The sequence below is a fragment of the Ralstonia insidiosa genome, assembly GCF_008801405.1.
Taxonomy (GTDB): Bacteria; Pseudomonadota; Gammaproteobacteria; order Burkholderiales; family Burkholderiaceae; genus Ralstonia; species Ralstonia insidiosa.
This window is the reverse complement of record NZ_VZPV01000002.1, coordinates 582,455-608,703: the sequence shown is the minus strand read 5'-3', so window position 1 is coordinate 608,703 and position 26,249 is coordinate 582,455. Positions and strand designations below refer to the sequence as shown.

Annotated in this window: 23 protein-coding genes and 1 tRNA gene; 13 read left to right on the top strand and 11 right to left on the bottom strand. The window is 63.2% G+C overall.

Features of this window, described 5'->3' with window-relative positions; genetic code table 11:
• Nucleotides 1-12 precede the first annotated feature (12 nt).
• Both F7R11_RS19525 and F7R11_RS19520 read right to left on the bottom strand, forming a co-directional pair.
• On the bottom strand, nucleotides 13-2,550 hold the full coding sequence (locus tag F7R11_RS19525; RefSeq protein WP_064808568.1) for a PEP/pyruvate-binding domain-containing protein: 2,538 nt from the start codon (nucleotides 2,548-2,550) through the stop codon (nucleotides 13-15).
• Nucleotides 2,550-3,179 carry a TetR/AcrR family transcriptional regulator gene (locus F7R11_RS19520; RefSeq protein ID WP_064808570.1) on the bottom strand — a complete coding sequence of 210 codons (630 nt, stop codon included), beginning with the start codon at nucleotides 3,177-3,179 and terminating at the stop codon, nucleotides 2,550-2,552. Before F7R11_RS19520 ends, F7R11_RS19525 begins: the two co-directional genes overlap by 1 nt.
• A 130-nt stretch (nucleotides 3,180-3,309) precedes the next feature.
• Between F7R11_RS19520 and pip the strand changes: the two genes are divergently transcribed.
• From pip to F7R11_RS19500, 4 genes are all read left to right on the top strand, one after another.
• Entirely contained in the window at nucleotides 3,310-4,263 is a 954-nt protein-coding gene (gene pip, locus F7R11_RS19515; protein ID WP_064808572.1) for a prolyl aminopeptidase, read from the top strand.
• Nucleotides 4,264-4,272: 9 nt separating this feature from the next.
• The gene (locus F7R11_RS19510; RefSeq protein WP_064808574.1) at nucleotides 4,273-5,178 is read left to right on the top strand and encodes a LysR family transcriptional regulator; all 906 of its coding nucleotides are present in this window, start codon (nucleotides 4,273-4,275) and stop codon (nucleotides 5,176-5,178) included.
• 103 nt (nucleotides 5,179-5,281) lie between these two features.
• The gene (locus F7R11_RS19505) at nucleotides 5,282-5,950 is read left to right on the top strand and encodes an HAD-IA family hydrolase (RefSeq protein WP_390624387.1); all 669 of its coding nucleotides are present in this window, start codon (nucleotides 5,282-5,284) and stop codon (nucleotides 5,948-5,950) included.
• Nucleotides 5,947-7,095, top strand: a complete 1,149-nt coding sequence (locus F7R11_RS19500; protein ID WP_064808577.1) for a DSD1 family PLP-dependent enzyme — start codon at nucleotides 5,947-5,949, stop codon at nucleotides 7,093-7,095. The genes F7R11_RS19505 and F7R11_RS19500 overlap by 4 nt, the downstream gene beginning before the upstream one ends.
• A 241-nt stretch (nucleotides 7,096-7,336) precedes the next feature.
• On the opposite strand, the gene F7R11_RS19495 is transcribed toward F7R11_RS19500, so the two are convergent.
• Both F7R11_RS19495 and F7R11_RS19490 read right to left on the bottom strand, forming a co-directional pair.
• Complete coding sequence (locus F7R11_RS19495; protein WP_082932967.1) at nucleotides 7,337-7,909, bottom strand: dienelactone hydrolase family protein; 573 nt, start codon at nucleotides 7,907-7,909, stop codon at nucleotides 7,337-7,339.
• Nucleotides 7,910-8,019: 110 nt separating this feature from the next.
• Nucleotides 8,020-8,104, bottom strand: a tRNA-Leu gene (locus F7R11_RS19490).
• 190 nt (nucleotides 8,105-8,294) lie between these two features.
• On the opposite strand from F7R11_RS19490, the gene F7R11_RS19485 reads away from it, so the two are divergent.
• Nucleotides 8,295-9,134 carry an OXA-22 family class D beta-lactamase OXA-574 gene (locus F7R11_RS19485; RefSeq protein ID WP_064808581.1) on the top strand — a complete coding sequence of 280 codons (840 nt, stop codon included), beginning with the start codon at nucleotides 8,295-8,297 and terminating at the stop codon, nucleotides 9,132-9,134.
• A 9-nt stretch (nucleotides 9,135-9,143) separates the two neighbouring features.
• Here the strand turns inward: F7R11_RS19485 and F7R11_RS19480 are convergent, their stop codons facing one another.
• Entirely contained in the window at nucleotides 9,144-9,869 is a 726-nt protein-coding gene (locus F7R11_RS19480) for an ArsR/SmtB family transcription factor (RefSeq protein ID WP_064808583.1), read from the bottom strand.
• Between the two features lie 138 nt (nucleotides 9,870-10,007).
• Here F7R11_RS19480 and F7R11_RS19475 point away from each other — a divergent pair, with 138 nt between their 5' ends.
• The 6 genes from F7R11_RS19475 to F7R11_RS19450 all read left to right on the top strand — a co-directional run bounded on the left by F7R11_RS19475 (nucleotide 10,008) and on the right by F7R11_RS19450 (nucleotide 19,236).
• Entirely contained in the window at nucleotides 10,008-11,375 is a 1,368-nt protein-coding gene (locus F7R11_RS19475; protein ID WP_231973420.1) for an MFS transporter, read from the top strand.
• A gap of 98 nt (nucleotides 11,376-11,473) precedes the next feature.
• Nucleotides 11,474-12,163 (top strand): glutathione S-transferase family protein, encoded by a 690-nt coding sequence (locus F7R11_RS19470; protein ID WP_064809113.1) that lies wholly within the window; start codon nucleotides 11,474-11,476, stop codon nucleotides 12,161-12,163.
• Between the two features lie 774 nt (nucleotides 12,164-12,937).
• Nucleotides 12,938-16,000, top strand: a complete 3,063-nt coding sequence (locus F7R11_RS19465) for an autotransporter outer membrane beta-barrel domain-containing protein (protein WP_064808587.1) — start codon at nucleotides 12,938-12,940, stop codon at nucleotides 15,998-16,000.
• 461 nt (nucleotides 16,001-16,461) lie between these two features.
• A complete protein-coding gene (locus F7R11_RS19460) occupies nucleotides 16,462-16,641 on the top strand; it encodes a DUF3311 domain-containing protein (protein WP_064808589.1) in 180 nt (59 codons plus the stop codon).
• Complete coding sequence (gene mctP / locus F7R11_RS19455) at nucleotides 16,641-18,149, top strand: monocarboxylate uptake permease MctP (RefSeq protein WP_064808592.1); 1,509 nt, start codon at nucleotides 16,641-16,643, stop codon at nucleotides 18,147-18,149. The genes F7R11_RS19460 and mctP overlap by 1 nt, the downstream gene beginning before the upstream one ends.
• A 163-nt stretch (nucleotides 18,150-18,312) precedes the next feature.
• A complete protein-coding gene (locus F7R11_RS19450; RefSeq protein ID WP_064808594.1) occupies nucleotides 18,313-19,236 on the top strand; it encodes a recombination-associated protein RdgC in 924 nt (307 codons plus the stop codon).
• Nucleotides 19,237-19,337: 101 nt separating this feature from the next.
• Here F7R11_RS19450 and F7R11_RS19445 read toward each other — a convergent pair whose 3' ends face one another.
• From F7R11_RS19445 to F7R11_RS19430, 4 genes are all read right to left on the bottom strand, one after another.
• Nucleotides 19,338-19,907 carry a YdeI/OmpD-associated family protein gene (locus tag F7R11_RS19445; RefSeq protein ID WP_064808595.1) on the bottom strand — a complete coding sequence of 190 codons (570 nt, stop codon included), beginning with the start codon at nucleotides 19,905-19,907 and terminating at the stop codon, nucleotides 19,338-19,340.
• A 97-nt stretch (nucleotides 19,908-20,004) separates the two neighbouring features.
• Entirely contained in the window at nucleotides 20,005-20,397 is a 393-nt protein-coding gene (locus F7R11_RS19440; RefSeq protein WP_064808597.1) for a VOC family protein, read from the bottom strand.
• A gap of 237 nt (nucleotides 20,398-20,634) precedes the next feature.
• Nucleotides 20,635-21,450, bottom strand: coding sequence for a HEAT repeat domain-containing protein (locus F7R11_RS19435; protein ID WP_021193131.1), 816 nt, complete (start codon nucleotides 21,448-21,450; stop codon nucleotides 20,635-20,637).
• A 59-nt stretch (nucleotides 21,451-21,509) separates the two neighbouring features.
• The gene (locus tag F7R11_RS19430; RefSeq protein ID WP_021193130.1) at nucleotides 21,510-22,358 is read right to left on the bottom strand and encodes a LysR substrate-binding domain-containing protein; all 849 of its coding nucleotides are present in this window, start codon (nucleotides 22,356-22,358) and stop codon (nucleotides 21,510-21,512) included.
• 103 nt (nucleotides 22,359-22,461) lie between these two features.
• Between F7R11_RS19430 and F7R11_RS19425 the strand changes: the two genes are divergently transcribed.
• Entirely contained in the window at nucleotides 22,462-23,109 is a 648-nt protein-coding gene (locus F7R11_RS19425; RefSeq protein ID WP_021193129.1) for a LysE family translocator, read from the top strand.
• 51 nt (nucleotides 23,110-23,160) lie between these two features.
• On the opposite strand, the gene F7R11_RS19420 is transcribed toward F7R11_RS19425, so the two are convergent.
• Both F7R11_RS19420 and F7R11_RS19415 read right to left on the bottom strand, forming a co-directional pair.
• A complete protein-coding gene (locus F7R11_RS19420) occupies nucleotides 23,161-23,814 on the bottom strand; it encodes a glutathione S-transferase family protein (protein ID WP_064808599.1) in 654 nt (217 codons plus the stop codon).
• 66 nt (nucleotides 23,815-23,880) lie between these two features.
• Nucleotides 23,881-24,303 carry a barstar family protein gene (locus F7R11_RS19415; RefSeq protein ID WP_082932995.1) on the bottom strand — a complete coding sequence of 141 codons (423 nt, stop codon included), beginning with the start codon at nucleotides 24,301-24,303 and terminating at the stop codon, nucleotides 23,881-23,883.
• A gap of 338 nt (nucleotides 24,304-24,641) precedes the next feature.
• Here F7R11_RS19415 and F7R11_RS19410 point away from each other — a divergent pair, with 338 nt between their 5' ends.
• Nucleotides 24,642-26,012, top strand: a complete 1,371-nt coding sequence (locus F7R11_RS19410) for a nucleotide sugar dehydrogenase (protein WP_082932969.1) — start codon at nucleotides 24,642-24,644, stop codon at nucleotides 26,010-26,012.
• Nucleotides 26,013-26,249 lie beyond the last annotated feature (237 nt).

The following is a 26,249-nucleotide window of genomic DNA, read 5'->3' as shown; positions in this document are numbered from 1 at the left end:
ACATTGATGTGATCACACCGACACTCTGCTGATCGTGCCGGTGTTGCCGTCCACGCGGATCGTCTCGCCATCTTTCAACCGTGCGCGGATGCCCGGCACGTTCACCACCGCCGGGATACCGAATTCGCGCGCCACGATGGCACCGTGCGACAGGTAACCGCCGGTTTCCATTACGAGCGCGCTGGCCTTCAGGAACAGCGGCGTCCAGGCCGGGTCGGTGCTTGGGGCGACCAGCACGTCGCCAGTTTGCAGCGCGGTGCCGGCGGCGGCGTTGTCCACCAGCCGGGCTTGACCCTGTGCCGTGCCCGCGCCGACGGCGGTGCCAGTCCAGTGATCACCGGTGGATGCGCTCGGTGCGATGGCTGTGGCAGGGGCTTCACCGTGTTCGGCGATGACGTCTGGCTCCTGCTCGGCGGCCCAATGCGCCAACTGCTGCCGGCGCTCGCGCGCACGCTGTGCAGCAAAGCGCAGCGGCAGCGTGCCGTTGCCCGCCCGCACGCATTCATCCAGCGTCAGGTTGAAGATGTCTTCCGGCGTATCGAGCCCCTCTGCGCCTCCTTGGCCGCCCAGCTTGTCGGCCAGTTTCAGCAGGCCAGCACGTAGCACCTCTACGTAGGCCACCAGCGCACTACGTGCGGCTTCACGCTGGTTGCTGTCGCGCACGGCGCTCTTGAGCATCGCCCGCACGACTGGCCGTAGCCAGAACGGCAAGCGCTGCCAAGCCTGCGCAGACGCCGTCTGCTGCCGTTGCCGCACCGCCTGCGCATCGCTGCCGATCAGGCCAACAACGAGGTCGAGCAGATAGTCCGGCTGCTCGCGCCAGCGCGGATGGCGGAAGTAGCTCTCTTCGATCGCGCGGTGGCCGTTGCGCTCCAGAAATGCTTTGAACTGCTGGCGGAACGGACTGTGTGCGGGCAGTTGCTGCGCCCATTGCGTGCCGATGCGTGTGGTGCTCCGTAGCCAGGTTAGCGCCTCTGAATCGGTTGCGGCCGTCTGCGCCAGCGCCATCAGGTCATAGCTTTGCTGCGCGGTCACGCTGGGTTCGGCGCCGGCCATGAGCGCTGCGGCGAGTGCATGGCCCTCTGCGGGGCGCTGTTTTTCGATGATGTCGACCAGTCCAGAGACTGAGCCGCCGGCCGAGCCCTGCAGGAAGAACAGGCTGTCAGCGCGGCGCGCGGTGGCGAAGCGTTCGCGCAGGCATACGGCCAGTTCTGCCGCATCTTCAGGCCACGCGCCTTCGCGCCATTGCGCGGCCTCCTTGCGCGCACGGTTGAGGTCGCTTTGCGCATGGCGGCGCGTGGCACCGGCACTCAGTAGATAGCGCACCAGGCGTCCACCGCGTGCCAGGCGCTGTGACCATGTGACCGGCGGCACCACAATCTCCGGCTGCGTGCCGCCCAGCATGCGGTTGATGGCATCCGGTGCGATGCCGAACGCATCGAACGCCTCCCACTGCATCAGCGAGACATCGAGGTACACCCGGCCGTGGAACAGCGCGGCACGGTCCAGCCCCGGCACCAGCGGATAGTCGACCAGCGCATAGGTGAGCGTCAGCATGCGGTTGGCCGCGTGGCGGTAGAGCGTCCAGTCGATGGGCGACAGCGGCCCGGGAAACATTTCGCGCGTGTTGCCGCGCGTCCAGAAGCGCGGTTGCGTTTGGAGTGCAGCGTAGGTGTGGCGGCCACGCGTGGTGATGGGGCGCGCCTGTACGATCCAGAACCGCTGGCCGTCCCAGACCCATTCGATGTCATAGCGCGGCTGCGCAAAATCGAGCGCGCATGCGGTGTCGCGCGCCAGTGCTGCCAGCGCGATGAGCTGCGCATCGTCCAGTACGGCGCGGTGCGCATCTTCTGCGGTGGTGTCGACGAGTGCTGTGCCGCCTTCCGCCAACGCTTGCGTCATGCGGGCCTTCTTGCCGATTTGGCGTTCGAGCACGCGCAGTGTGTCGTCTTGCGGAGACGACTCCAGCTTGAACGTGTCGCCATCGGCCTGTCCGCCCACCAGGGCTTCGCCCAGGCCCCAATGCGCGTTGATGACGATCTGGTCATCCCGCCCGCCCAGTGGGTCGCACGTGAAGACAATGCCCGCAGCCACCGCCGGCAGCATGGGCATGATGACCACGGCCATCGCCAGATCTGCGGTGTCGATGTTGAAGCGCTCGCGGTACGCCACCGCCTGTGGCGCGTATGCCGAATCCCATACGGCCCGCACCGCTTCCGCCAGTGCCTGTGCGCCGATCACGTTCAGGCGCGTCTCGTGGATGCCCGCGAACGAGCGTTGCGCAGAATCCTCCTGTGGCGCTGAGGAACGCACGGCCAACGGGGCATTCAGCCAGCCGCGCGCGGTCAGCGCCTGCGTGATCGCGGCCAGCACGGGGTCCGGCACCGCATCGCCCTGCGCACGCCCACGGCTGGCTTCGGCGCTCAGCACAAAGCCTTCGGGCACGGGCACGCCCAGTATCGCCAGCCGACCGAGTTGCCAGCCCTTGCCACCCGCTACCGCTGCACCCGCCGCCGCTGCGGCCGACCAATCCAGCACAGAGGTGTCCATCACGCCTCCTTGTTGCCGATGCCGTGCAAAAACAGGTCGATGGCGGCTGAGAAGCCTTCTTGCAGATCCATCTCCGGGTGGGCCAGCCAGCGCATCAACGTGCCCAGGTAGAGGTATTCGAACAGCCCGGCCAGGTGCTCTGCGTCGAGTCGCGTGTCGAGCTCGCCCGAGCGTTGGCCTGCATCGATGAGTGCCGCGAAGATGGCTTCGAACCCGCTGCGCTTGTCGGCATCGCGGCTGCGTGCGGCCAGGTCTGCGCTGGCGAAGCGGTAGCGGAAGTAGGGTGCGAGGTATGGGCGACGCGCGTTGCACCAATCGGCCGAAGCGGAAAGCAGCACCGACAGGCGCCCGGTAAAACCCGTTTGCGCCTCGATCAGCGGCCGCAGTTGCGCGCCACCTGCCACCAGCTCGGCGTGAAACTGGTGCGCCAGCAGCGCCTCTTTGACCGGAAAGTGGTTGTACAGCGTGCCCTTGGACACATCGGCCTGCTCGGCAATCTGCTCCATCGTCACCGCCTCGTAGCCGCGCTGTTCAAACAGGGCGAAGGCGGTGGCGGCCAGGTGATCGAGCGTCTGGGTGCGCTTGCGTTCGCGGCGGCCGGCTTCGATGGGGATCGGGGTGGTCGACATGGTGGGCCTACCAATTTTTGACGATGAACAATTTTATACGTCGTTCAAAAATATGTGCAAGCAAGATCCCCTCTGTAGAATCGGTTTATTCATCGGCAACCCAAGCGCCAACCTTTCGACAGGACCGACCATGTCTGCACTGCGCACGCTGTATCCACCCATCGAACCGTATGAAACCGGCATGCTCGATGTGGGCGATGGCCACACCATCTACTACGAGCGTGTCGGCACGCCCGGTGCCAAGCCAGCGGTGTTTCTGCACGGCGGCCCGGGTGGCGGCATCTCGGCCGACCACCGCCGCCTGTTTGACCCGGCACGCTACGACGTGATGCTGTTTGACCAGCGCGGCTGCGGGCGCTCCACGCCCCATGCGGGGCTGGAGGCCAACACCACCTGGCATCTTGTGGATGACATCGAGCGCCTGCGTGCCATTGCCGGCGCCGATCGCTGGCTTGTGTTTGGCGGCTCCTGGGGTTCGACGCTGGCGCTGGCCTACGCGCAGAAGCATCCCGAGCGCGTGAGCGAACTGGTGCTGCGCGGTGTGTACACCGTCTCGCAGGCTGAGCTGCGCTGGTACTACCAATTTGGCGTGTCGGAGATGTTCCCCGAGAAATGGGCACGCTTTCAGGCGCCCATCCCCGAGGCGGAGCGTGACAACATGATCGCCGCCTACCGCAAGGTGCTCACCGGCGACGACGTCGCCAAGCAGATCGAAGCCGCTCGCGCCTGGAGCGTCTGGGAAGGCGAAACCATCACCCTGCTGCCCGACCCGAGCAACAGCGCCAAGCACGCCGATGACCATTTCGCCCTGGCCTTTGCGCGGCTGGAGAACCACTACTTCACGCACCAGTGCTGGCTGGAAGAAGGGCAGTTGCTGCGTGAGGCGCACAAGCTGGCCGGCATTCCTGGCGTGATCGTGCACGGCCGCTACGACATGCCGTGCCCGGTGCGCTATGCCTATGCGCTACACCAGGCGTGGCCCGACGCGGATTTCCACCTGATCGAAGGGGCGGGTCATGCATGGAGCGAACCCGGCATCCTCGACCAGCTCGTCGCCGCCACCGATCGCTTTGCCGGCAAGTAAAGTGCACCCATGACCGACTCCGCCGATCTGCGCTTCCTGCTGGCCATCCAGGAAAACGGCAGCCTGGTTGCCACGGCGCGGGCGTTGGGCCTGACGCCCTCGGCGGTGTCGCAGCGTCTGCAGCAGTTGGAAAAGAAGCTGGGCGCGCGGCTTGTTGACCGCACCGCGCGCAGCCTGCGTTTTACGCAAGAGGGCGCACTGCTGTGTGAGCGCGGCGCGGAGTTGATCCGGCAGCTCGATGCCCTGTCGGAGGATCTGCAAACGCGCCAGGGTGGCCTGGTGGGTACGCTCAAGGTCAACGCGCCGTTGGGCTTCGGGCGACGCTACATCGCGCCCGTCATCAGTGACTTCCAGCAGGAACATCCCGACGTCGACATCGAGCTGATGCTCTCCGATGCCCCGTTGACCGAAGCGGCTGAGCGCTTTGATGTGGTGGTTCATATCGGTGCGCTGCAGGTGTCCAACCGTGTGGGCTACGCGATTGCGCCGAATGCGCGGTTGCTTTGTGCGTCGCCTGCGTTCATCAAGCGCCACGGCATGCCTGAGACGCCAGACGATCTCGCCGCGCTGCCCTGCATCGTGCTGCGCGAGAACAAGGAGGACGTATCGCTCTGGCATTTCAGCAAGGGTCGGACGAGCCGCAGCGTGCGCGTGCAAGCCAAGCTGATCTGCAATGACGGTGACGTGATCCGCCGCTGGGGCTGCGAGGGGCGTGGCGCGATCCTGCGCTCCGAATGGGATGTGGCGGATGACCTGCGCGCCGGGCGACTGGTGCGCTTGCTGCCGGGCTGGAAGGCGCCGGACGCCAATGTGATCGCACTCACGCACAACCGCGCGGGGCTGCCGCAGCGCACGCGCCACTTTATGCAGTTCCTGCAGAGCCGCTTCAAGCCGCAGCCGCCATGGCGCGCATGATGTAGCTGTACTGAATCTTTGAATCAAATCGGCTTCACCTCAAGTCGGCCGGCGCTGCCTACAATCCGTTGCATCAATCAACGCCGATTTGCAGGTGACCAGCGTGACTTCCTCTACGTCTTCCCCGGGCTATCCCAAGGCCATCCTGTTTGACCTGCTGACCGCGCTGCTGGATTCGTGGGCATTGTGGGATCGCGCAGCCGGCTCACAGCAGGCGGGCCGCACGTGGCGTGCGGAGTATCTGCGCCTGACGTACGGCTGCGGCGTGTACGTCCCGTATGAGGTGATGGTGCGGGAGGCGGCACAGAACGTCGGCCTGCCGGCCTCGGCACCTGATGCGTTGGAAGCCGGCTGGTTGCAGCTTGAACCCTGGAGCGGTGCTGCCCAAGCGCTGAAGCAACTGCAACCGCACTGCAAGCTGGCCGTCGTGACCAACTGCTCGGAGCGACTGGGCCGGCAGGCGGCAGCGCGGTTGCCTGTTGCCTGGGACGCTGTCATCACGGCGGAGCAGGCGGGCGTCTACAAGCCCGACCCCAAACCGTATCGCATGGCGCTGGAGCAGCTTGGCGTGGGGGCTGCTGATGCCGCATTCGTTGCCGGTTCCAGCTACGACATGTTTGGCACGGCAGTGGTGGGTTTGCGCACGTACTGGCACAACCGCATCGGCCTCTCGCTGGTAGACGGTGCGCAGCCGCCGGAAATTGAATCGCCAACACTGGATGGGCTTGTGCCCTGGGCCAGCCGCTTCGCCGCATCAGGAACACAACCATGACCTCCAGCACCAGCAACCTTGATGCACTCGACACGCCCGCTGCGTTGATCGACCTGCCGCGGATGCAGCACAACATCGCGCGCATGCAGCAGCGCATGAACGCGATGGGCGTGACATTCCGCCCGCATGTGAAGACCACCAAATGCCTCGACGTGGTGCGCGCGCAGGTCGCGGCCGGCGCGCAGGGCATCACCGTATCCACGTTGAAAGAGGCGGAAGCGTTCTTTGCTGCCGGCATCACCGACATCCTGTATGCCGTGGGCATCGTTGCCGCCAAGTTGCCGCGCGCGATGGCGCTGCGCCGCCAGGGCTGCCACCTCAAGCTCGTGGTGGACAACGTGGAGGCCGCCAACGCCGTGGTCGAGCACTACCGCACGCACGACGAACGCTGCGAGGTGTGGATCGAAGTCGATACCGATGGCCACCGCTCCGGCATCACGCCCGAGCAGGATGCGCTGCTGGACGTCGGCCGCATCCTGCAGGCGGGCGGCATTGAGGTGGGTGGTGTGATGACGCACGTTGGGTCCAGCTACGACTTGCATGATCAGGCCGCGCTTGCTGCGCTGGCCGAGCAGGAGCGTGCCGGGTGCGTGCGCGCCGCGCAGCGTTTGCGTGAGGCGGGCATTCCGTGCGCGGCAGTCAGCGTTGGCTCCACACCGACGGCGCTGGCGACGGCGCACCTGGAAGGCGTGACCGAAGTGCGCGCGGGCGTCTACGTGTTCTTCGATCTGGTCATGCACAACGTGGGCGTGTGCAAGATTGATGAGATTGCCCTGAGTGTGTTGACCACCGTGATTGGTCATCAGGCGGACAAGGGCTGGGTGATTGTCGATGCGGGCTGGATGGCGATGAGTCGTGACCGTGGTACGGCCAAGCAGTCGCATGACTTCGGCTACGGGCAGCCTTGCGCGCTCGATGGCACGCCGTTCGACGGGCTCACGTTGATTGGCGCGAACCAGGAGCACGGCATCCTTGCCGCGAGCGATGGCTCGGTTCGCGACGACCTTGCAGCGCGCTTCCCGGTCGGGACGAAGCTGCGCATCCTGCCGAACCATGCGTGCGCAACGGGCGCACAGTTTCCGGAGTATCACGCAGTGTCGTCACGTGGCGGAGTGGAGGTGTGGGGGCGGTTCCACGGCTGGTGAGGTGCGCAATGCGCCAAAAGCAAAAGGCCCACATTGCTGTGGGCCTTTGCCTGATTCATTGGTGCCATTCCGGCGCGCACGCGTATCGGAATGTGCTCCTTGCGTGATTGGGGACGCAGAAGCCCAAGCCATCCACGACGATTCCGATATTCATCGAGCGACCGGTCTCCCAGAAGGCAAGCATCTGCTCTGACTGCCATTCCCATCGAAACGATTACCCTTCAGGCGCTCATTGTCACCACTATCCGCCCGTCACTTGCGTCGTTGCCCCTTCTTCCGTCGCGCTGCGCAGAAGCTCCAGTTGTCGGCCCGCAATATCGAGCCGGTAGTGCCGCGAGGAAGGATTCATGAACCCATGGTGCGTGTTTTCAATGACGGAGCATGCGACTCCGGGGCCGGCAATCGAGGCGGCAACAGACGCTGGGGAAAACGACGGCTCATGCTCTGCAAAGACGACCGTCGCCGGGCATCGAGGAATCAACCCGACGGCGTCGCGGATGCGGGAACCGTAGTACAGAAATGCTCGACTTTGCACGTGGCATCGCTGACTCGCGATGTAATGCCATAGGCTTGTCGCCCCCACGCTGAATCCGATCAGAAAGGCGGGTTGGTCTTCAACGACATCGGCAATCTTTTGCGCATACGAGCGCAGGCCGTTCTTCGCGTGGAATGCATGAACAGCGTCTTCTTCGCTGGCAAATGGGCAACCGCCTTCGGGCCACGGCGATAGGATGACGGGATCACCAAGCACGGCGAGCAACGACCGCAACGACGCGTTGATGCCATGAATGTCTGAGGCGACGACGATTTTCATACGGAGGGTGATGTTGGCGAGGCGCTGGCTGGGCGCCAGAAACGCAAAAACCCGCGAGGCTTATCGCCACGCGGGTTTTTGGTCGTCCTCGAACAGCTGAGGACTGTGTTTGGTGCCCAGGAGAGGACTCGAACCTCCACGGAGTTACCCGCTAGTACCTGAAACTAGTGCGTCTACCAATTCCGCCACCTGGGCTAGGTGAGCGCCGCATTTTACAGACCCCCGCGAAATTTGCAAGCTTTTCTTGAGAAGAGGGGGATTCCGCCCCGCCAGGCGCGCGAGCGTTACAGCCGTTACGCGTGTGGCGGCCTATGAAACGGTGGCCCCGCTGTTACGCTGCCGCGCTTTTCCGCAGTCCATTCTTTCCCCTTCTCGAGGTTGATCGATGATGAAACTCCGCCACGCCGCGACCGGCGCCCTGCTGGCCGCGCTTGCCACCTTTGCCCATGCCGAGCGCACGATCTGCACGATCGTTGCCGATGCCGCCACCGGCAAGGTTGTTCTGCACGAAGGCCAGTGCGCCGAACGCGTCACGCCTGCGTCCACCTTCAAGCTGGCGCTGGCGGTCATGGGCTACGACCACGGTTTCCTGAGGGACGAGCACACCCCCATCGAGCACATGAAGGCTGGCGACCCCGATTGGGGTGGCGAGGCCTGGCACCAGCCCATCGACCCCACGCTGTGGCTCAAGTACTCCGTGGTCTGGTATTCGCAGCGCATCACGCATGCGATGGGTGCGCAGACGCTGCATGCGTATCTGCGCAAATTCGACTACGGCAACATGGACGCGAGCGGCGATCCGGGGAAGAACAACGGCCTGGACCGCTCGTGGATCACCTCGTCGCTGAAGATCTCGCCGGAGGAGCAGGTGGGCTTCATGCGCAAGATCGTCAACCGCCAGTTGCCGGTGTCTGCGCATACGTATGAGATGGTGGACCGTACGGTGCAGACCTGGCCGGTGCCGGGTGGCTGGGCTGTGCAGGGCAAAACGGGCACTGCTGGGCCGGGCCCCGGCAATACGTCGCCCGATGGCACGTGGGATCAGGCACACGCTTATGGCTGGTTTGTCGGCTGGGCGAAGAAGGGCACGGGTGACGACAGTCGGACCTACGTGTTTGCGAACCTGATCCAGGACGACAAGCTTGAGCCGACATCGGGGGGCTTGCGCTCGCGCGATGCGCTGCTGGCGCGCCTGCCGGAAGTGCTGGCCCTTGCGAGCCACTGAACCTCGGGGTCATGCATGACGGTGCTCGGCCTCGCTACGCACCGTCGCTTCATCCACGCCCAGGCGCTGGTGCAGCTCCTGCCAGCCCTTGGGCGTGACCAGCACCGCGCGTGAGTTGCGCGAACGCAGCATCCAGCCTGCGTCACACAGTCGATGCAGGAACTGCACACCCAGCGGCCCGGCCAGGTGATGCGTGCGTTCGGTCCAATCCAGGCATTGCCGCGCCAGCCCGCGCCGTGTTGAGCGGATGCCGCCCACGTCGAGCCCCATGTCGCCAAACCAGATCACGCCTGCTGTACTGATCTCGTATTGCTTGTCGGGCATCGGCAGCAGATAGCCACGCGATTGCAGCGCCTGCGTGACGGCCACCCCAACCTGCCCGGCAAGGTGGTCGTAGCAACAGCGGCAAAAGCCCAGTTCGCGCGCCTTGGGGCTGGGTGCGGTCCGCCGCACGGCCGCCGTTGGCGTGATGGCGGCAAGGTGCTCCAGCACTTGCGCCACATGCCCACCGGCCAGCCGGAAATACCGGTGCCGCCCTTCCGTTTCCACCGCCAGCAGGCCGCCGTCGAGCAGCTTGGCCAGGTGCGTGCTGGCCGTCTGCGCAGTGACGCCGGCGGCATGCGCCAGTTCGCCCGCTGGTAGCGCGCGCCCGTCGAGCAGCGCGGTGAGCATGGCAGCCCGTGCCGGGTCGGCAATCAGGAAGGCCGTGCCGGAAAAGCTGTTCAGATGCGACATGTCGGACTCCTCGTCATGTGCCCATTCTAGGGACGCCCGTGCCGCGATGCTTCGACACGCATCGAAACGTCGTGTGGGGTGCCGGCACTACGCTGGGGCCATCGTTTCGATATCCCTTGGAGCCCGAAGATGGATGGCATGACGCTGCAGCACGTGCACCCGAACGCCGTGCCGCGCAAACGGCTGGTGCTGTGCGTGTTGTCCATGGCCGTGCTGGTCGCGCAGATCGACACCGCGGTGGTCAACCTGGCCGTACGCCCGATCGGCCAGTTCTTTCATGCGGGCGTCGGCCCGCTGCAGTGGGTGATTGACGCTTATAACCTCGCCTATGCCACGCTGCTGCTCACCGGTGGCCTGCTCGCCGATCTGTACGGACGGCGGCGCGCGTTCGTGTCGGGAGCAGTGGTGTTTTCGGTGGCCTCCGTGCTGTGCGCGCTGGCGCCCTCGATCAACTGGTTGATTGGCGCGCGGGCGCTGGCTGGGTTGGGGGCATCGCTGATGCTGCCGGCGTCATTGGCGATCCTGCGGGTGGTGTGGCGTGACCCGGTCGAGCGTGGGCACGCACTGGGTGTCTGGGCGGCGTGCAACGGCCTGGCCATGACGATCGGCCCGACGGTGGGCGGATTGCTCGTCACGCACTTCGGCTGGAGTTCGGTGTTCTGGGTCGTGGTGCCGGTGAGCGTGGCCGCCATGGTGCTGGCCCTGCGCGTAGTGCCGGAATCGTCGGATGCCACGCGCCGCCGCTTCGATGCATTGGCGCAAGTGCTGGGCGCCATCGTGCTGGGCGGCTTGGCGTTGGCCGCCATTGAAGCGCATCAGGACTGGCGCTTGGCTGTCTGCGTGCTGGCGGTGGCCCTTGGTGCGCTTGTGTGGTTCATCCATGTTGAAGCGCGTCATGGCAGTGCCGCGCTGGTGCCGCTGGATCTCTTCCGCATCCGGCACTTCCGGGGCGCCGTGGTCGCCACGGCAGGCATGACCTTCGGCATGTACGGCGCGCTCTTCCTGCTGCCGTTGATGTGGCAAAGCACCGGGCGCCTGAGCGTGACCGGCGCGGGCATTGCGTTGATGCCGATGGCCGTGGTGTTCATGGTGGTGTCGCCCACCTCGGGCGTGGTGGTACGTCGCTTTGGCGCGCGGTTGGCGATGGCCGGCGGCGTGGGCATCATCGCGCTGGGTTTGCTCACGCTGGGCGCGTTTGCTGGTGACGCGTCCATCGTGCCGACAGCGATCGGGCTGGCGCTGACCGGGCTCGGCATGGGCTTTGCCACCGGGCCGTTGATGAACACCGCGGTGGGTGCGGTGGGGCCGGAGCGTTCGGGCACGGCGTCTGCGCTCGTCAACGTGGCGCGCATGAGTGGCGCGACGCTGGGTGTGGCGATTCTGGGTACGGTGTACGCCGTGTGCGGTGGCGGTACGCAGGGCTTGCGCATGGCGATGCTGAGTGGGGGCATGGTGCAGCTCGTGTGCGCTGCCGTGGCCTGGTTGCACGGTGCCGCGCGCCGCTGAGCATTGCGCTGGCGCATGCACGCTTTGCAGCGTCGCGCATTCTCGCGGCGCGGGCGCGGCTCTACAGTCGACTGGACATCCACACTCTGGAGCCGCCCATGCCATTGCAACTCACCCTCGTCAGCCATCCGCTGTGCCCATACGTGCAGCGCGCCGCCATCGTCCTGCACGAGAAAGGCGTGCCGTTCACGCGTCGCGACATCGACCTCGCAGACAAGCCCGACTGGTTTCTGCGTATCTCGCCGCTGGGCAAGACGCCCGTGCTATTGGCGGGTGACACGCCCATCTTCGAATCCGCCGTCATCTGCGAATACCTGGATGAAGCCCAGACACGGCCCGAAGCACCACGCCTGCACCCCGAGGCGCCGCTCGCCCGCGCACAGCATCGCGCATGGATGGAGTTCGGTTCCGCCGTGCTGAACGGCATTGCTGCGTTCTATAACGCGCCGGATGATGCAGCGCTTGCTGCGCGTGCCCTAGACCTGCGTCGGCGCTTTACGCAACTGGAGGCCGAGTTGGGCGACGGCCCTTACTTTGATGGCGCACGCTTTTGCATGGTCGATGCCGTGTTCGGACCCGTGTTCCGCTACTTCGACGTGTTCGACACGATCGATGCGTTTGGCGTGTTGGATGACCTGCCGAACGTCGGTACATGGCGCCGCGCACTGGCGGCTCGACCCTCCGTGCGCGATGCCGTCAGTGCAGACTACGCCGCGCGTCTACGCACATTCCTACTGACACGAGGCTCCGCATTGTCGCGACGCACGGTCGCAGGTACGGTCAATTGAGGCCCACAAAAAAAATACCCGGCGAGGGGAATGCCGGGCTAAGTGGGATGCACAATCCAGTTGGTGAAACGACATTACAAGAGTTCATTTTTTGAGATTGAAAAGAATATTAAAAAACGGTGGTTTTTGGAGGGATCACTCTAAGTAAATGGGTGCTTAGTTATACGCAATCGGTTGCGCCTGGTCCTTTGCTGGTAAGGGTTTGCGAGAGGTCGCAAACGATTTGTGGAAAATAATACGAATCCAATATCGCCTTAGAAATCATTAAAAATATCGGCGAACAATCAGTGAAATAAAAATAAAACAAGCGTCTGAATCGGACCCAATAAAAACGCTTGAACAGAGCGAGTTGAACGTGCAAGACGGCAACTCTGCGTATCTCCGCGATCACTTATCTGCCTGAGCAGTATTTTTACATTTGTTGAATTTCCGTGGGTCGGGGTCGCCCACAATGCACTCCATCGACGAATCAGTGTCGCCTGCACACCCACCGGGGCCGTGCAACTGAATCGTTTGCGGGCTGGAGCCGCCATCAGAGTGGCCCGCCCGCTTGCCCGGCACCGTGATCTGCGTGCCGGTTGCAAGGCGGCAACGAACGGGGAAGTTCGTTTCCATCCATCCACCCATTGTTTTCTCGGAGCGGTGTCTGCTCCGCTGACGAAGCTTGGTGTGTCGGGTCCGGCATGGGCGCGGTATGCGGGGATGTCGTCGGCGGCGCCGGCACGGGGAATCATTATGCCGACGACATCCTTACGCCGCCGCAAGCGGCAACGCATGCTTTCCATCGCGCTAGTGGCTTCGCCGCTGGCACTGTACGGGCTGGAGGCTCAGGCCGCCTGCACCACCACGGGCACCACCACCACGTGCGATGCCACCGCCCCCAACCCCTGGACGCAAACTGTCGGCACCGGCAACAAGGCCGTTGAAGACAACCGTACGGTGACGGTGCAGACCGGCAGCACGATCAGCGTGGGTAGCGCCAACGCCATCAGCCTGCGCGACAACGCCAACATCAACGTGCAGGGTGGCGCCACCGTCAGCAACAACGCGAGCAGCGGCCCGGGCCTGTTCAACACCGGCAACAACACGATCGAGTTCCGCAACAACGGCACGCTCACGGTGGCCGAGGGCGGCAGCGTGCTGTCCAACGGCCGTCAGAACAACGGCGAGGCCGTCAACGTGATGGGGTCGGGCAACACCGTCATCAACAACGGGACGATCCGCGCGAACAACGCTGCGGCCATTTGGTTCGACAACCTGAGCGGCAGCAACACCATCATCAACAACGAGACGGGCGTGATCCAGGCGCCCGGCAACGTGATCGGCAGCGCGGGCAACGCCAGCGTGGATTTCACCAACAAGGGCATCGTGCGCGGCAACCTCGTGTTTGCGGGTGGCGACGACACGCTGCGCCTGTACACGGGCTCGACCATCACCGGCAATTTCAATGGCGGCGGCGGCTCCAACACGATCTACCTGAGCGGCACGGGCGATAGCGCACTGCCCGGCAACATCAGCAACTTCCAGACCCTCATCAAGAACGACACCGGCACCTGGACGCTGACGGGCACCGTGAGCGGCGTGCAGAACGCCACCGTGCAACAGGGCACGCTCATCCTCACCGGCAACAACGCCGCCTACACCGGCAACATCACCGTGGATGCGGCAGGCACACTGCAAGGCCGCGCGCAGAGCTTGATGCCGACCATCGTCAACAACGGCCTCGTGCGCTTTGACCAGCCGGATGCTGGCACCTACGCGGGGCTGATCTCCGGTGCGGGTGCGGTCGAGAAGACGGGCGCCGGCACCCTCACGCTGGCGCCCACGGCTGCTGGTGGCAATACGTATGCCGGCGGCACCAGCATCAACGGCGGCACCGTGGCCATCAGCGCAGACAACGCGCTGGGTGCGGCCATCGGTGGGCTGTCGTTCAACGGCGGTACGCTGCAACTGAACCAGAATCTCGATCTGGCCGGCACGCGTGCTGTCACGCTCAACGCGGGCGGCGGCACGATCGATACGCAAGGCTTCTCGTCGACGCTGTCGCAGGGCATTACGGGCAGCGGCGCGCTCACCAAGCTCGGCAGCGGTGTGCTGACCCTCAACGGCAACAACAGCGTTGGTGGCGGCACGACCGTTGCGGCCGGCACGCTGGTGGTGGGCGATGCCACGCACGGCAATGCCTCGCTGGCGGGTTCGACGCTGGTCAACAGCGGCGCCACGCTGGGCGGCTATGGCAGCGTAAGTGGCAGCGTGCGTAACGACGGCACGCTGGCCGTGGCCGATGCCGTGCCGTCGCTGGCGGGTACCGGTGTAGGCACCGGCACCTTCACCATCAACGGTGCGCTGTTCAATACGGGCCTGATGCAGGTTGGCGGCGCGGGCGTAGGCAATCGTTTGGCAGTCAACGGCGGTTTCATGGGCGCGGGCGGCACGCTGGCGCTCAACACGCAACTGGGCGCCGACAACTCGCCGACCGACCAACTCGTGCTGTCGGGTGGTGGCGCTGCGGGCAACACAGCCGTGCGTATCACCAACGTGGGCGGCGCGGGTGCACAGACCACGGGCAACGGCATTCCGGTCGTGGTGGCCATCAATGGCGCGACCACGCAGGCGGGTGCGTTTGCACTGGGCGCACCGGTGGTTGCCGGACCGTATGAGTACACGCTGCATCGCGGTGGCAATGGTGCGGCGGATAGCTGGTATCTGCGTTCGACACGTCCGGCTCCGAACCCGGACCCCACGCCGAACGTGACCCCGGACCCGGACCCGAACCCGCCCACACCAAACGTGACCCCGGACCCGAACGGCGGCGGCACTGGCACCACGCCAACGCCCGAGGTGCCGAACTACCGGCCCGAGGTGTCGCTGTACACCGCCGTGCCGTCGATGGCCCTCATGTACAGCCGCGCCATGCTCGACACGCTGCACGAGCGCGTGGGGGATGAAACCCTGCTGCGCACTGGTGTGCCAAGTGGGGGCAAAGATGGCGACAAGGCCTTCAACGGTGCCTGGGCACGCGTGATCGGCCAGAAGGGCAGCCGCATGTCGGACGGCGGCATCTACGGTGCCGACGGCCCCGCATTCGACTACAAGCTGGCCGCCGTGCAGCTCGGTGGCGATGTCTATCGCGCGCAGAACGCCGACAACAGCCGCGACCACGCTGGCGTGATGTTCTCCACCGGCCGCATCACCGGCGACGTGACGCACGCTGACGGCACCGACGCTGGCAGCAACGCTATCAACGCCACCACGGTGGGTGTCTACTGGACGCACTTCAGCCCGAATGACTGGTACGTCGACGCGGTTGCGCAGGGCACGCGCTACGACGTGACGTCGTCGCCGACGCGCATGGCTGGGTTGACCTCGCATGGCCTGGGCTATGCCCTGTCGCTGGAAACGGGGTACCCGATTGCGTTGGAGAACCGCTGGCGCATCGAGCCGCAGGCGCAGTTGATCTATCAGAACATTGGGCTGGCCGATGGCGCAGACCCGGCAGCGCAGGTGCACTTTGGCAACGCGCAATCGTTGCTGGGCCGTGTGGGCGTGCGTGTGGCGAAGGACTGGGGCGACACGCCCGAGCGTCCGCGTTCGACGTGGTTCCGGGCAAGCGTGTGGCAGGAGTTCCGTGGCACGACCACGACGTCGTTCTCGTCGGCCAACGGCTGGGTGCCGTTCACCTCGAGCATGCCCGCCACCGTGGTCGACCTGCAGGCCGGCGTGACGGCGCAGTTCACGCGCACGGCATCGTTCTATGCCAGCGTGGGCTACCAGATCAGCACCGATGGCCGCCTGCACGGCTACGACGGCAAGCTCGGTCTGCGCTGGAACTGGTAATGCGAGTGCACTGAAACCGGCTGTAACACGCGCAGCCTGAATACCCCCGGTCGCGCCGGGGGTTCTGCTGCAATGCCACAACCCAAAACGGGGAGCCCCGGCCTATGCCGGCGGCTCCCCGTTTTGCTTGGTGCCACGCGGTGCGATGGCTGGCTTGCGCGTTTTTCTCACGCATCCGGTGCGCAAGACATGACGCTGGAATTCGTGGAAACCCTAGGAAACCCGCGCCAACCTTAGCGATTGGTTATTTCACACGAAAAGCCTACGCTTACTAGGTAGTGCTACGTGTGGTGAGTGCGTACAGGTGCGGATGGCATGGCGAGGATGCTGCGATCACAGTGCGCCGGATAACAAAAACGACGGAAAGCACTTCCTCAGCATTCCGACCGTCACGCGACATGCGTGGCGCCTCACCGCTTCACAACAACAACCGAAGTCCCTCGAGCATCAGGAGACAACCCATGAAGTTCTTGCTCGCATTGCCATTCATCGGCCTGCTGTGGGTGCCGTTCTATAACCAGGAAACGCCCGCGCTCTTCGGCTTTCCGTTCTTCTACTGGTACCAGTTCCTGTGGGTGCCGATCACCTCGGCGCTGATCTGGATCGTCTTCAAGAACGGTCAAAGCAAAGGAGAAGAATGATGGACGGACAGATCAACTGGACTGCGCTCTCGGTCTTCGTCTTCTTCTTTGCGCTGGTCACGGTGCTGGGCTTCATCGCCTCGCGCTGGCAGCGTGGGCAGTCTGACAAGGGCGCGCATATTGACGAATGGGGCCTGGGCGGCCGCAACTTCGGCACCTGGATCACGTGGTTCCTGGTGGGCGGCGATTTCTACACCGCCTACACCGTGATCGCTGTGCCGGCACTGGTGTATGCGGTGGGCGCGTATGGCTTCTTCGCGCTGCCGTACACGATCCTGGTGTACCCGATCGTGTTCCTGATCATGCCCAAGCTGTGGAAGGTGGCGGCTGCCAACGGCCACGTGACGGCGGCAGATGCCGTGTACGGCCGCTACGGCTCGCGCTCGCTGGAGTTTGCGGTGGCGCTGACGGGCGTGGTGGCGACCATGCCCTACATCGCACTGCAGCTTATCGGCATGGAGGTCGTGATCAAGGCGCTGGGTCTGACGGGCGAGCTGCCGCTGGCCGCTGCGTTCGTGATCCTGGCGCTGTACACGTACTCGGCCGGGCTGCGCGCTCCGGCGCTCATCGCCTTCGTCAAAGACATCATGATCTACATCGTGGTGCTGGTGGCGGTGGTGCTGGTGCCGGCCAAGCTGGGCGGCTACGGTGCGGTGTTTGCCTCGGCGCATGACGCGTTTGCCCTCAAGGGTGGGGCGACAGGTCTGACGCTCAAGTCTGCACAGTTCCTGCCGTTTGCCACGCTGGCCATTGGCTCGGCGTTGGCGGCGTTCATGTATCCGCACACGCTCACCGGCATCTTTGCGGCGCGCAGTGCAGACACCATCCGCAAGAACGCCGTGTTCCTGCCGGCCTACACCGTGCTGCTGGGTTTGATTGCGCTGCTGGGCTTCATGGCCTATGCGGCAGGCGTCAAGGTCACCAACAACAACGATGTGGTGCCCGCGCTGTTCAACGCGTTGTTCCCGAGCTGGTTCACGGGGTTTGCGTTCTCGGCCATCGCCATTGGCGCGCTGGTGCCGGCGGCGGTCATGTCGATTGGTGCGGCCAACCTGTTCACGCGCAACTTCTGGAAGCCCTACGTGACCCCCGATCTCACGCCGGCCGGCGAAGAGAAGGTGGCCAAGGTGATCTCGCTGATCGTCAAGGCGGGCGCGCTGGTGTTCATCCTGTTCCTGCCCACCAAGTTTGCGCTGGACCTGCAACTGCTGGGCGGCGTGTGGATCGTGCAGACCTTCCCATCGGTGGTGTTTGGGCTGTTCAACATCTCCAACCGCTTCCGCGCACCGGCGCTGCTGGCGGGCTGGGCGGCAGGCATGATCAGCGGCAGCTGGCTGGCGTTTTCCGACGGCATCAAGCCGGTGCACACCTTCGTGATTGGCGGTGACAAGTACACCGTCTACACGGGCCTGGCGGCGCTGGTGTTCAACATTGTCGTGGCTGTGGTGGTGCAGGTGATTTTTGGCAAGCGTGGGGAAGCCACGCACGCTGTGCGTCAGCCGAGCTGATTGGTGCGCTAGCGCATCTGCAGTAACGAAGAAGAAGGGGCCGGTACCGAGGGGTGCCGGCCCCTTTTGCTTGGTGCGCGGCCGCAGTCGGAATGGCAGCAATGGGCCCGGGAGCGCCGCGTCATTTAAAATCGCGGACTTTGCCCGGACTCCCCTCCCTGCCATGTGGTTCAAGAATCTCCAGCTTCATCGTCTTCCGGCACCTTGGGCCGTTACCCCTGATCAGCTTGAACAATGGTTGGCGCCCCATGCGTTCCAACCGGGCAACAGCGTCGAGAAGCAGAGCTTCGGATGGGCATCGCCCCGCGACGACGGCGCGCTCGTGTACTCGATCAACCGGCAGATGCTGCTGACGTTTCGCGCTGAGAAGAAGCTGCTTCCGGCATCGGTGGTCAATCAGGTGACCAAAGCCCGCGCGCTTGAAATGGAAGAGCAGCAGGGCTTCAAGCCCGGGCGCAAGCAACTGCGCGAACTCAAGGAGCAGGTGACCGACGAGTTGCTGCCGCGCGCGTTCAGCATCCGCCGCGATACCCGGGTGTGGATCGACCCCGTCAACGGCTGGCTCGTCATCGATGCCGCTTCTCAGACGGTTGCCGACGAGGTTCGCGGCCTGCTTGTGAAATCGATCGACCAGCTGCCGCTCGCCAACGTGCATGTGGCGCACTCACCGGTTGCCGCGATGACGGAGTGGCTGCTGTCCGGCGAGGCCCCGGGCGGATTCACCGTAGACCAGGACGCTGAGCTGCGCTCCACCGGAGAAGGCGGCGCCACGGTGCGATACGTCGGCCACGCGCTGGAAGCGGACGACATGCGGCGGCACATCGAGGCCGGCAAACAATGCATGCGCCTCGCTATGACCTGGGATGACCGCGTCTCTTTCCTGCTGACGCCATCGCTCACGATCAAGCGCGTCACGCCGCTCGACGTGATCAAGGAGGCGGCAGACCCCACCGCGCAAAACGACGACGAACGCTTCGATTCGGACGTTGCCCTGATGACGGGTGAGCTGGCGCGGATGCTGACCGATCTGGTCGACATTCTGGGCGGCGATCCGCAAGATGCGGCGCAACTGGCCGCAGCAGCCTGAAACCCGTCGGCTTTCGGTGTTCCAGCTAGCGCACTCGCGCATCTGCAGCAAAGACAGGGGCTGGCGCCAGGAGGTGCCGGACCGTCTGTTTTGGGGGAATGCTACGGGTGGAGCCTTTCGCCATTGTTCAGCATGTCAACGAACTGAGCGATTTTCCTTGCACGCGTTTCGGCCTTCTTCACGTTCTGGATTCTGAACAGAATGGCGAACCGGTTCTGGCTGTTCAGGGTGGCGAAGAATTGCTTTGCCTTCGGGTTGGCATCGAGCGCCTGCTGCAGGTCATCGGGCACGGTCGATGTACTCGCAGATGAATAGGCAGCCTCCCAACGCCCGTCGCGCTTGGCTTGATCGATTGCACGAAGCCCCGCGGGCCGCATCCTTCCGGCGGAGATCAATACCTCGGCTTTTGCCTTGTTGATCTTGGACCAGATGCTTTTGGCGGTTCGAGGCGTAAATCGCTGTAGCCAGTAGTGCTCGTTTTCCGCTTGCTTCTGCCCATCAATCCACCCGTAGCAAAGCGCGCTCTCAAGTGCCTGTACATAAGACACGGTGGATTGGTCGGCAGATCGCTTGGCGATGCGAAGCCAGACACCGGGCACAGCCTCTGCGTTGGCTTCGAGCCAGGCTTCCCAGGCTTCCTGATTGCTGAACGTGAGTTTTGGGCTGTGCATCTCACTAGGCCAACGAGTTTGTTCAGCGTCTGCACCGAGAGTCCGCTGGAGTGGGTGTTAGGGCGAGATTCCTGGCAATGACCTTGGGCCTGATGCTTTACTCGTCTTTCCCGGACAGATCTTGTCCCACCACCATACGGTGCCCGTCCGGCGTTGCCACAACAAACTCCCGCATGCCATGCGCTTTGTCGGCCGGGGCCTGAAGAATGATGGCGCCGTTGCTGACAAACTCGTTGTGAAGCGCATCCGCATCGTCCACTTCGAGATAGCCGAAATAGCTATGGTCGCCGGTTGCGGAAGGTGGAAGTGCGTCAGGGCAGTGCCCCATCATGATGCGTACACCATTTCGTGTCGCGAGTTGCCAATCTGAACCTTCAGGCCACGCAAGCTGAAACCCAAGAGCGTCACGAAAATAGTGGGCGCTCCGCTGAAGATCGGGTACTGCAAGCACAAAAGAGAACGAGCGCAGATCTGTTCCGGATGCAGGCATGTTGGCAACTCCAGAGGCGGGTTGTGTGATTTATTCAGGCATTCCAGGGCTTTCCGGCGCCTTGGAAATGATGTTGTAGTGCTGGGCGATGTCTCATCTACGTAGATAGCGCTGGATGTTTCTTGGTGGCAGAAAGTCGCCGCTCGCGTACTGAGCAGTCAGCGATCATTTTCGCGCCAAGCATGGCGCTCACGTCTCTCCGCACCAGACGTTCGGACGCATCCGAGAAGTCCTCGACTATTTCCTACCGCACGCATCGATTGCGTCCAAGAGGCAACCATACCAATGTGAGCGAATGTTGTTTTCGTTGGCTACTGAGTCCCTTATTGCATTGAGGCGCTCCAACAGATGCGGACTTCCAATCGCTTCCGAAGCACTCAGTTCATACGCACGGCAGTTCGTGTCCAGCTGTTTCAGTAGAACCGGGATGACTCTTTCATCTTTGCGAATGGCCAAACCGACCAGTGCTTCACCTCTAACATCCTCGTCCGTGTCTTGGAGGTTGTCCCATAGCAGATCGCGGATCCTTTGACTATCCACCTCGTGCATGGAGCCAATTCCAAACGTGGCCCAGTCACGAACAGCATCTGAGTCGTCTTTGGCAAGGCGTAACAACGCATCAACTGCGTCAGGCTCGGGATAGCCGCCCAACGCAACTGCAACTTCAAAGCGAACTCTTTGGTTGGGGTGCGAAGCGAACTTGACGAGCTCTGGCAACGCAAGCGGGTGTGGCCGGTGACCAAGCCCAGAGATTGCTGCAAAAAGTGCGTCAAGACTGATGTCATGCAATCCCGCCAACAGCATTTCCTGTGTGTCTTCTACAGCGTACTTAGCAATTCCAAAAGGAACACCTTTTTGGCGTCGGTACAGCTGCGACGCCATATACAGGCCAAGCGCACGCTTTCGACAATTTCGACTGTTTGCCAACCTGCGGGCAAGGGCCAGTGCCTCCGGCGATCCGCGCATCTGGAGTTCCGAAATTGCTTGCCAGCTCTCGTCACTCCCCCAATCTTGAAGTGCCATACCGACGAGGCTTTTTAGGCTAAGTGTCATTTGGCTATCGATTTTCAATTTCGCGTGCTGTGGGCGATGTCTGTCATCAAGCAACCCGCTCAACTCCGCAACTCCGCCAAGATCTGCTCAGCAAGAAAATCGCAGGGCGGCCGTCCGGACCGAGCGCTGCGGGCGAGCACCACCTCCAGATCATCCAGGGGCGGCAGCCCCTCATTCTGCGATAGCTGAACAAGGTGCGCCGGCACACTGCATCTGGCAAGCGGCGCGATGGCGAGCCCAGCTTCAACCATGCTGATCAGGCCCAGCAGGCTGGGGCTTTCGTAAGACATCCGGTACTTGATGTTTTCCCGCTGCAGCGCACTGATGGCGTAGGCACGTGCCGTACTGCCCTGCGCAAACACGGCAATCGGAAGCGGGCGCTCCTGCCACACCTTTCTTGCGGGCGACCCGGCCCACACCATCGGCTCGTACCGGACGAATTCGCCCGCAATGCCTTTCGTTTTCGTCATGCAGGCCAGGTCCAGCGTGTTGTCCTTGAGCAGTGGAGCAAGCGCACTGCTGGGCAGGCCGATGACCCGGATTTCCACACGCGGATGCGCAACCGCAAACTTGCCCAAAACCTGCGGCAGCAATGATGAGGCGTAGTCATCCGGAACGCCGATTGTGACGCGGCCCTTGATCTCCGGGCGGACGACCGAGGCCCATGCCTCATCGCGCATCGCGAGCATGCGGCGGCCATAGTCCAGCAGTGTTTTGCCTTCTGCGGTAATCGCCACGCTGCGGGTGCTCCGCACGAAAAGCGGCTTGCCCAGCGCTTCTTCCAGCCCCTTGATCTGCATGCTCACCGCCGACGGTGACCGATGCACGGATTCCGCCCCACGCACAAACGATCCCGTCTCGGCAACGGCCACCAGCATCTCCAGTACATCCAGATCGAGCTTCTTCATTTTCGTCAGAAAACCTGAGGAATCGGTTCAGTTTAATTCGTTTTACTGGAGCAAACACGAATCCGATACTACGAACAACGAGTACTTGGAGGAGCCCACGAACATGCAGGGTGCGGGGTCAATTTACGGATTTCTGGCAGTCGGCGGCATGCTTGCCGTGACACCAGGCCCGAACATGGTCTACGTGATGTCGCGCTCGATCGCGCAAGGGCGCACGGCGGGATTGATCTCGCTGGCGGGCGTCATGCTCGGCTACCTCTTCTACATGTTTGGGGCGGCGTTCGGTATCACGGCGTTCTTTCTGAGCGTGCCGTATGCCGGCAGCGTTCTGGGTGCGGTGGGCGCGGCTTATCTGTTCTACCTGGCGTGGCAGGCAGTGCGGCCGGGTGGCCGGTCTCCTCTGGAGGTTCGCGATCTTCCACGTGAGCAGCCGCGCAGGTTGCTGATGATGGGCGCAACCACAAGCCTGTTGAACCCCAAGCTCGCGATGATATTTCTGTCGCTGCTGCCGCAGTTCATCGACTATCAGCACGGGAGCGTTCTCAAGCAATCGCTCGCGCTTGGCGGGTCATTGATCGTCGCATTCGCCACCGTCAATGGCCTGGTGGCAATCTGCTCCGGCAGCATGGCGACGCTGCTATCGCGTCGACCAGGGCTGCTGCTGGCACAACGCTGGGCGATGGGCACTGTGCTGGCTGTACTGGGCGCACATATGTGCGTCGATGCGTTGAAGCTGGCGGGCGTTTATTAAGCGGCGTGCAGCGGCGGTTGAAGCGTGGCTGGGGCCCAACGCGGCCTTTCATCAACCAGCCGATGGCTTGCCCGTGAACACCGCCAACTGCGCCGCAAAAGCCCGCTGGTAAGCAGGCCGCGCTTCACCACGAGCAACATAGGCCGCCAGCGTCGGAAACGCATCCAGCAGGCCCGATGACCGCAGCCTGAGCAGCACCGACACCATCAGCAGATCCCCCGCGCTGAACGCTCCATCGAGCCAATCCGCATTGCCCAGGCGGGCAGAAAGCTGGTCTAGCCGATGGCGGATGCGATCCATGATCAACGGCAGGCGCGCCTGGGTCCAGGGCTTGTCGCCCTCCTGAAACTTGGCGGTGGAGAGTTCGAGGATCGGCGGCTCCACGGTGTTGAGCGCCGCAAACATCCACGTGATTGCCCGCGCCCGCGCATTGCCATCGTCCGGCAATAGACCCGCATGGCGCTCGGCGATATGGAGAATGATCGCGCCCGTCTCGAACAAGACGAGATCGCCTGCCTCATAGGTGGGAATCTGGCCGAACGGCTGCAGGTGCAGATGTGCGGGCTCTTTCATCGCGTGGAACGAGACAAGGCGAACTTCATAGGGTTGGCCCACTTCTTCGAGCGCCCAGCGAACGCGCGTGTCACGCGCCAGTCCCTTGCCGCCATCGGGCGACCGTTCAAAGGCAGTGATGATGGGGGTCATTGGCGTGCTCCTTGAACGAAGTGAAGGTCTTCCGCTATCGGGACAGTCGTTACTGGCTGAACGCCGTCATATACGGTCAATCCGCGCAGCGTACGACGGAAACTGCTTCTCCATATCGTGCAGGCAATCGGCCATTACCTTTGCCTCGCTCGGGAACTTGCGTTCGAACTCAGCCCAGTGTTTGAGCCGCAGAACGTGTGGCATGTCTACCAGCGCCGTAATCGCATCCCAGAATGCGTCCCAGTTCTTTCCGTACCAAGCTGGAGACCGCAGCTTGTCCATCAGTCGCTCGTGGAGCTGCTCAATCGATTCGATGTCACCCAGTTCGATTTCTACAACGTCTAAGCGTGTCAACGCCTGTTCTCCGAGGGGAGGTTTCACCAAAAGCCGAGCCGTCTTGTCAGTGGACACCAAGCTATGGCCACGGCTGCCGATCCTGCCGCCCAAGCAAGGCACCTTACTCTGAAAGAGGTAGGCGATACGGTTCATCCTGGCGCGCGCCCCGGCGCCCCGCATTATGCAAATTCCGTGATCTTCATCACGACACACATGACCCGCTCGGGCAGACGTTACGTAACACGAAACGTTTTAAGCGCTTTTCATAGCACTTTTTCGTTGCAATCCTTACAGGTTTGGCGGCCCGCCGTGCCTTATATGACAACGTTTTCATCAGATCCGCAGAATGTTGCTATCGCCGTGGCACGCTCTTTGCAGATTCTCGCCTCATAAAAATTGGTCGCCAGCCGCCGCCGGAAATGCGTCTGGGCGAACCATCACAACAGGTTGGCGCTCGGGTAGCCGGTCTGGACCTATGAGGGGAGAGGACGATGTCACTGACTGGCAAGTCGGCGTTTGGCGACAGCGTGTTCATCAAGCCGGCACCACGCTGGCCGGATTCGACCAGGCTGGCGGTTGAGCCTGCAACGATCAAGATTGCCGTGGTTGGCCTGGGTTATGTGGGCGCGCCGTTGGCGGTGGCATTTTCGCGGCACTTTGCCGTGACCGGGCTCGACATTGATGCCACACGTGTGGCGGATCTGAGTGAAGGACATGACCGGACCAATGAGCTCACCAGCAACGCGTTGCTTGAAGCTGCTGCGCGCTTCACAACCGATGCCACGGTGCTGGGGCAGGCCGACGTCATTGTCGTGACAGTGCCCACGCCGGTGGACCAGGCTCGCGTTCCCGACCTGAACCCGGTGATGCAGGCATCCATCTCGGTGGGCAAGCACATGCGGCGCGGGGCCATCGTCGTGTACGAAAGCACGGTCTACCCCGGCGTGACGGAAGAGATCTGCATTCCGCTGCTGGAGCGCCACAGCGGCCTGAAACACTTGAAGGACTTCCACGTCGGTTACTCACCCGAGCGCATCAACCCAGGCGACCGCGTGCACACGCTCACCACGATGACCAAGATCGTGGCCGGCGACACACCGGAGACGCTCGACGCGCTGGTACGTCTGTATGGCGCCGTTACGCAGGTGCATCCGGCCAAGAGCATCAAGGTGGCCGAGGCCGCCAAGGTGCTGGAGAACACGCAGCGCGACGTGAACATCGCGTTGATGAACGAGGTGTCTCAGTTGCTGGCGACGCTGGGTGTGGACACACACGACGTACTGGCCGCTGCGCGTAGCAAGTGGAACTTTTTGGACTTCCGGCCGGGGTTGGTGGGCGGGCACTGCATCTCGGTGGATCCGTATTACCTGACGCACAAGGCGGCCTCGTGCGGCTTCAATGCCAGCCTGATTCTGGCGGCGCGCGAGACCAACGACAGCATGTCGCAGTTTGTGGTGGACCAGCTCATGCGGCGCATGACGCAGTGCTACCTGCTGGGCCCGCATACCGTCGTGACCATCCTTGGCATGACGTTCAAGGAAGACGTGCCCGACATCCGCAACTCCAAGGTGGCCGACATCGTGAAGAAGCTCGGTGCGCTGGGCATCCGCACGCAGGTTGTCGACCCACTGGCCGACAGCGGCGAGGTGACGCACGAATACGGCTTCAGCCTGACACGCCTGGCCGATGCCAAACCGGCAGATGCCATCGTGCTGGCCGTGCCGCACACGGAATACCGCGAGGGTGGCTGGACGCTGGTGGAGTCGCTCGCCAAGCCCGGTGCGTCGTTCGTTGTGAGTGATCTCAAGGCCGTGCTGGACCGGGATACCTGCCCGGATCGCGCCGTGCTGTGGCGGCCGTGATCTGGTGAACGGATGTTCCCGGTGGCCCGTCTTCAGCTGACGCTCTTGCTGGGCTGGGATGGCTTACAAAAAATGGTGTTCCGTAGTGCGGGTTTCGTCGCTTAAAGCATTAAAGCGAAGCGAAGCCGATATCTCTTCTGGCGCAATGCATCTTTTACTAATTTCAAAAAGTGAAATTCCACGTTCATTTTCGCCGTATTGCGTGCCTTACTCGTGCCAATTCTTTATTGGCAAGGG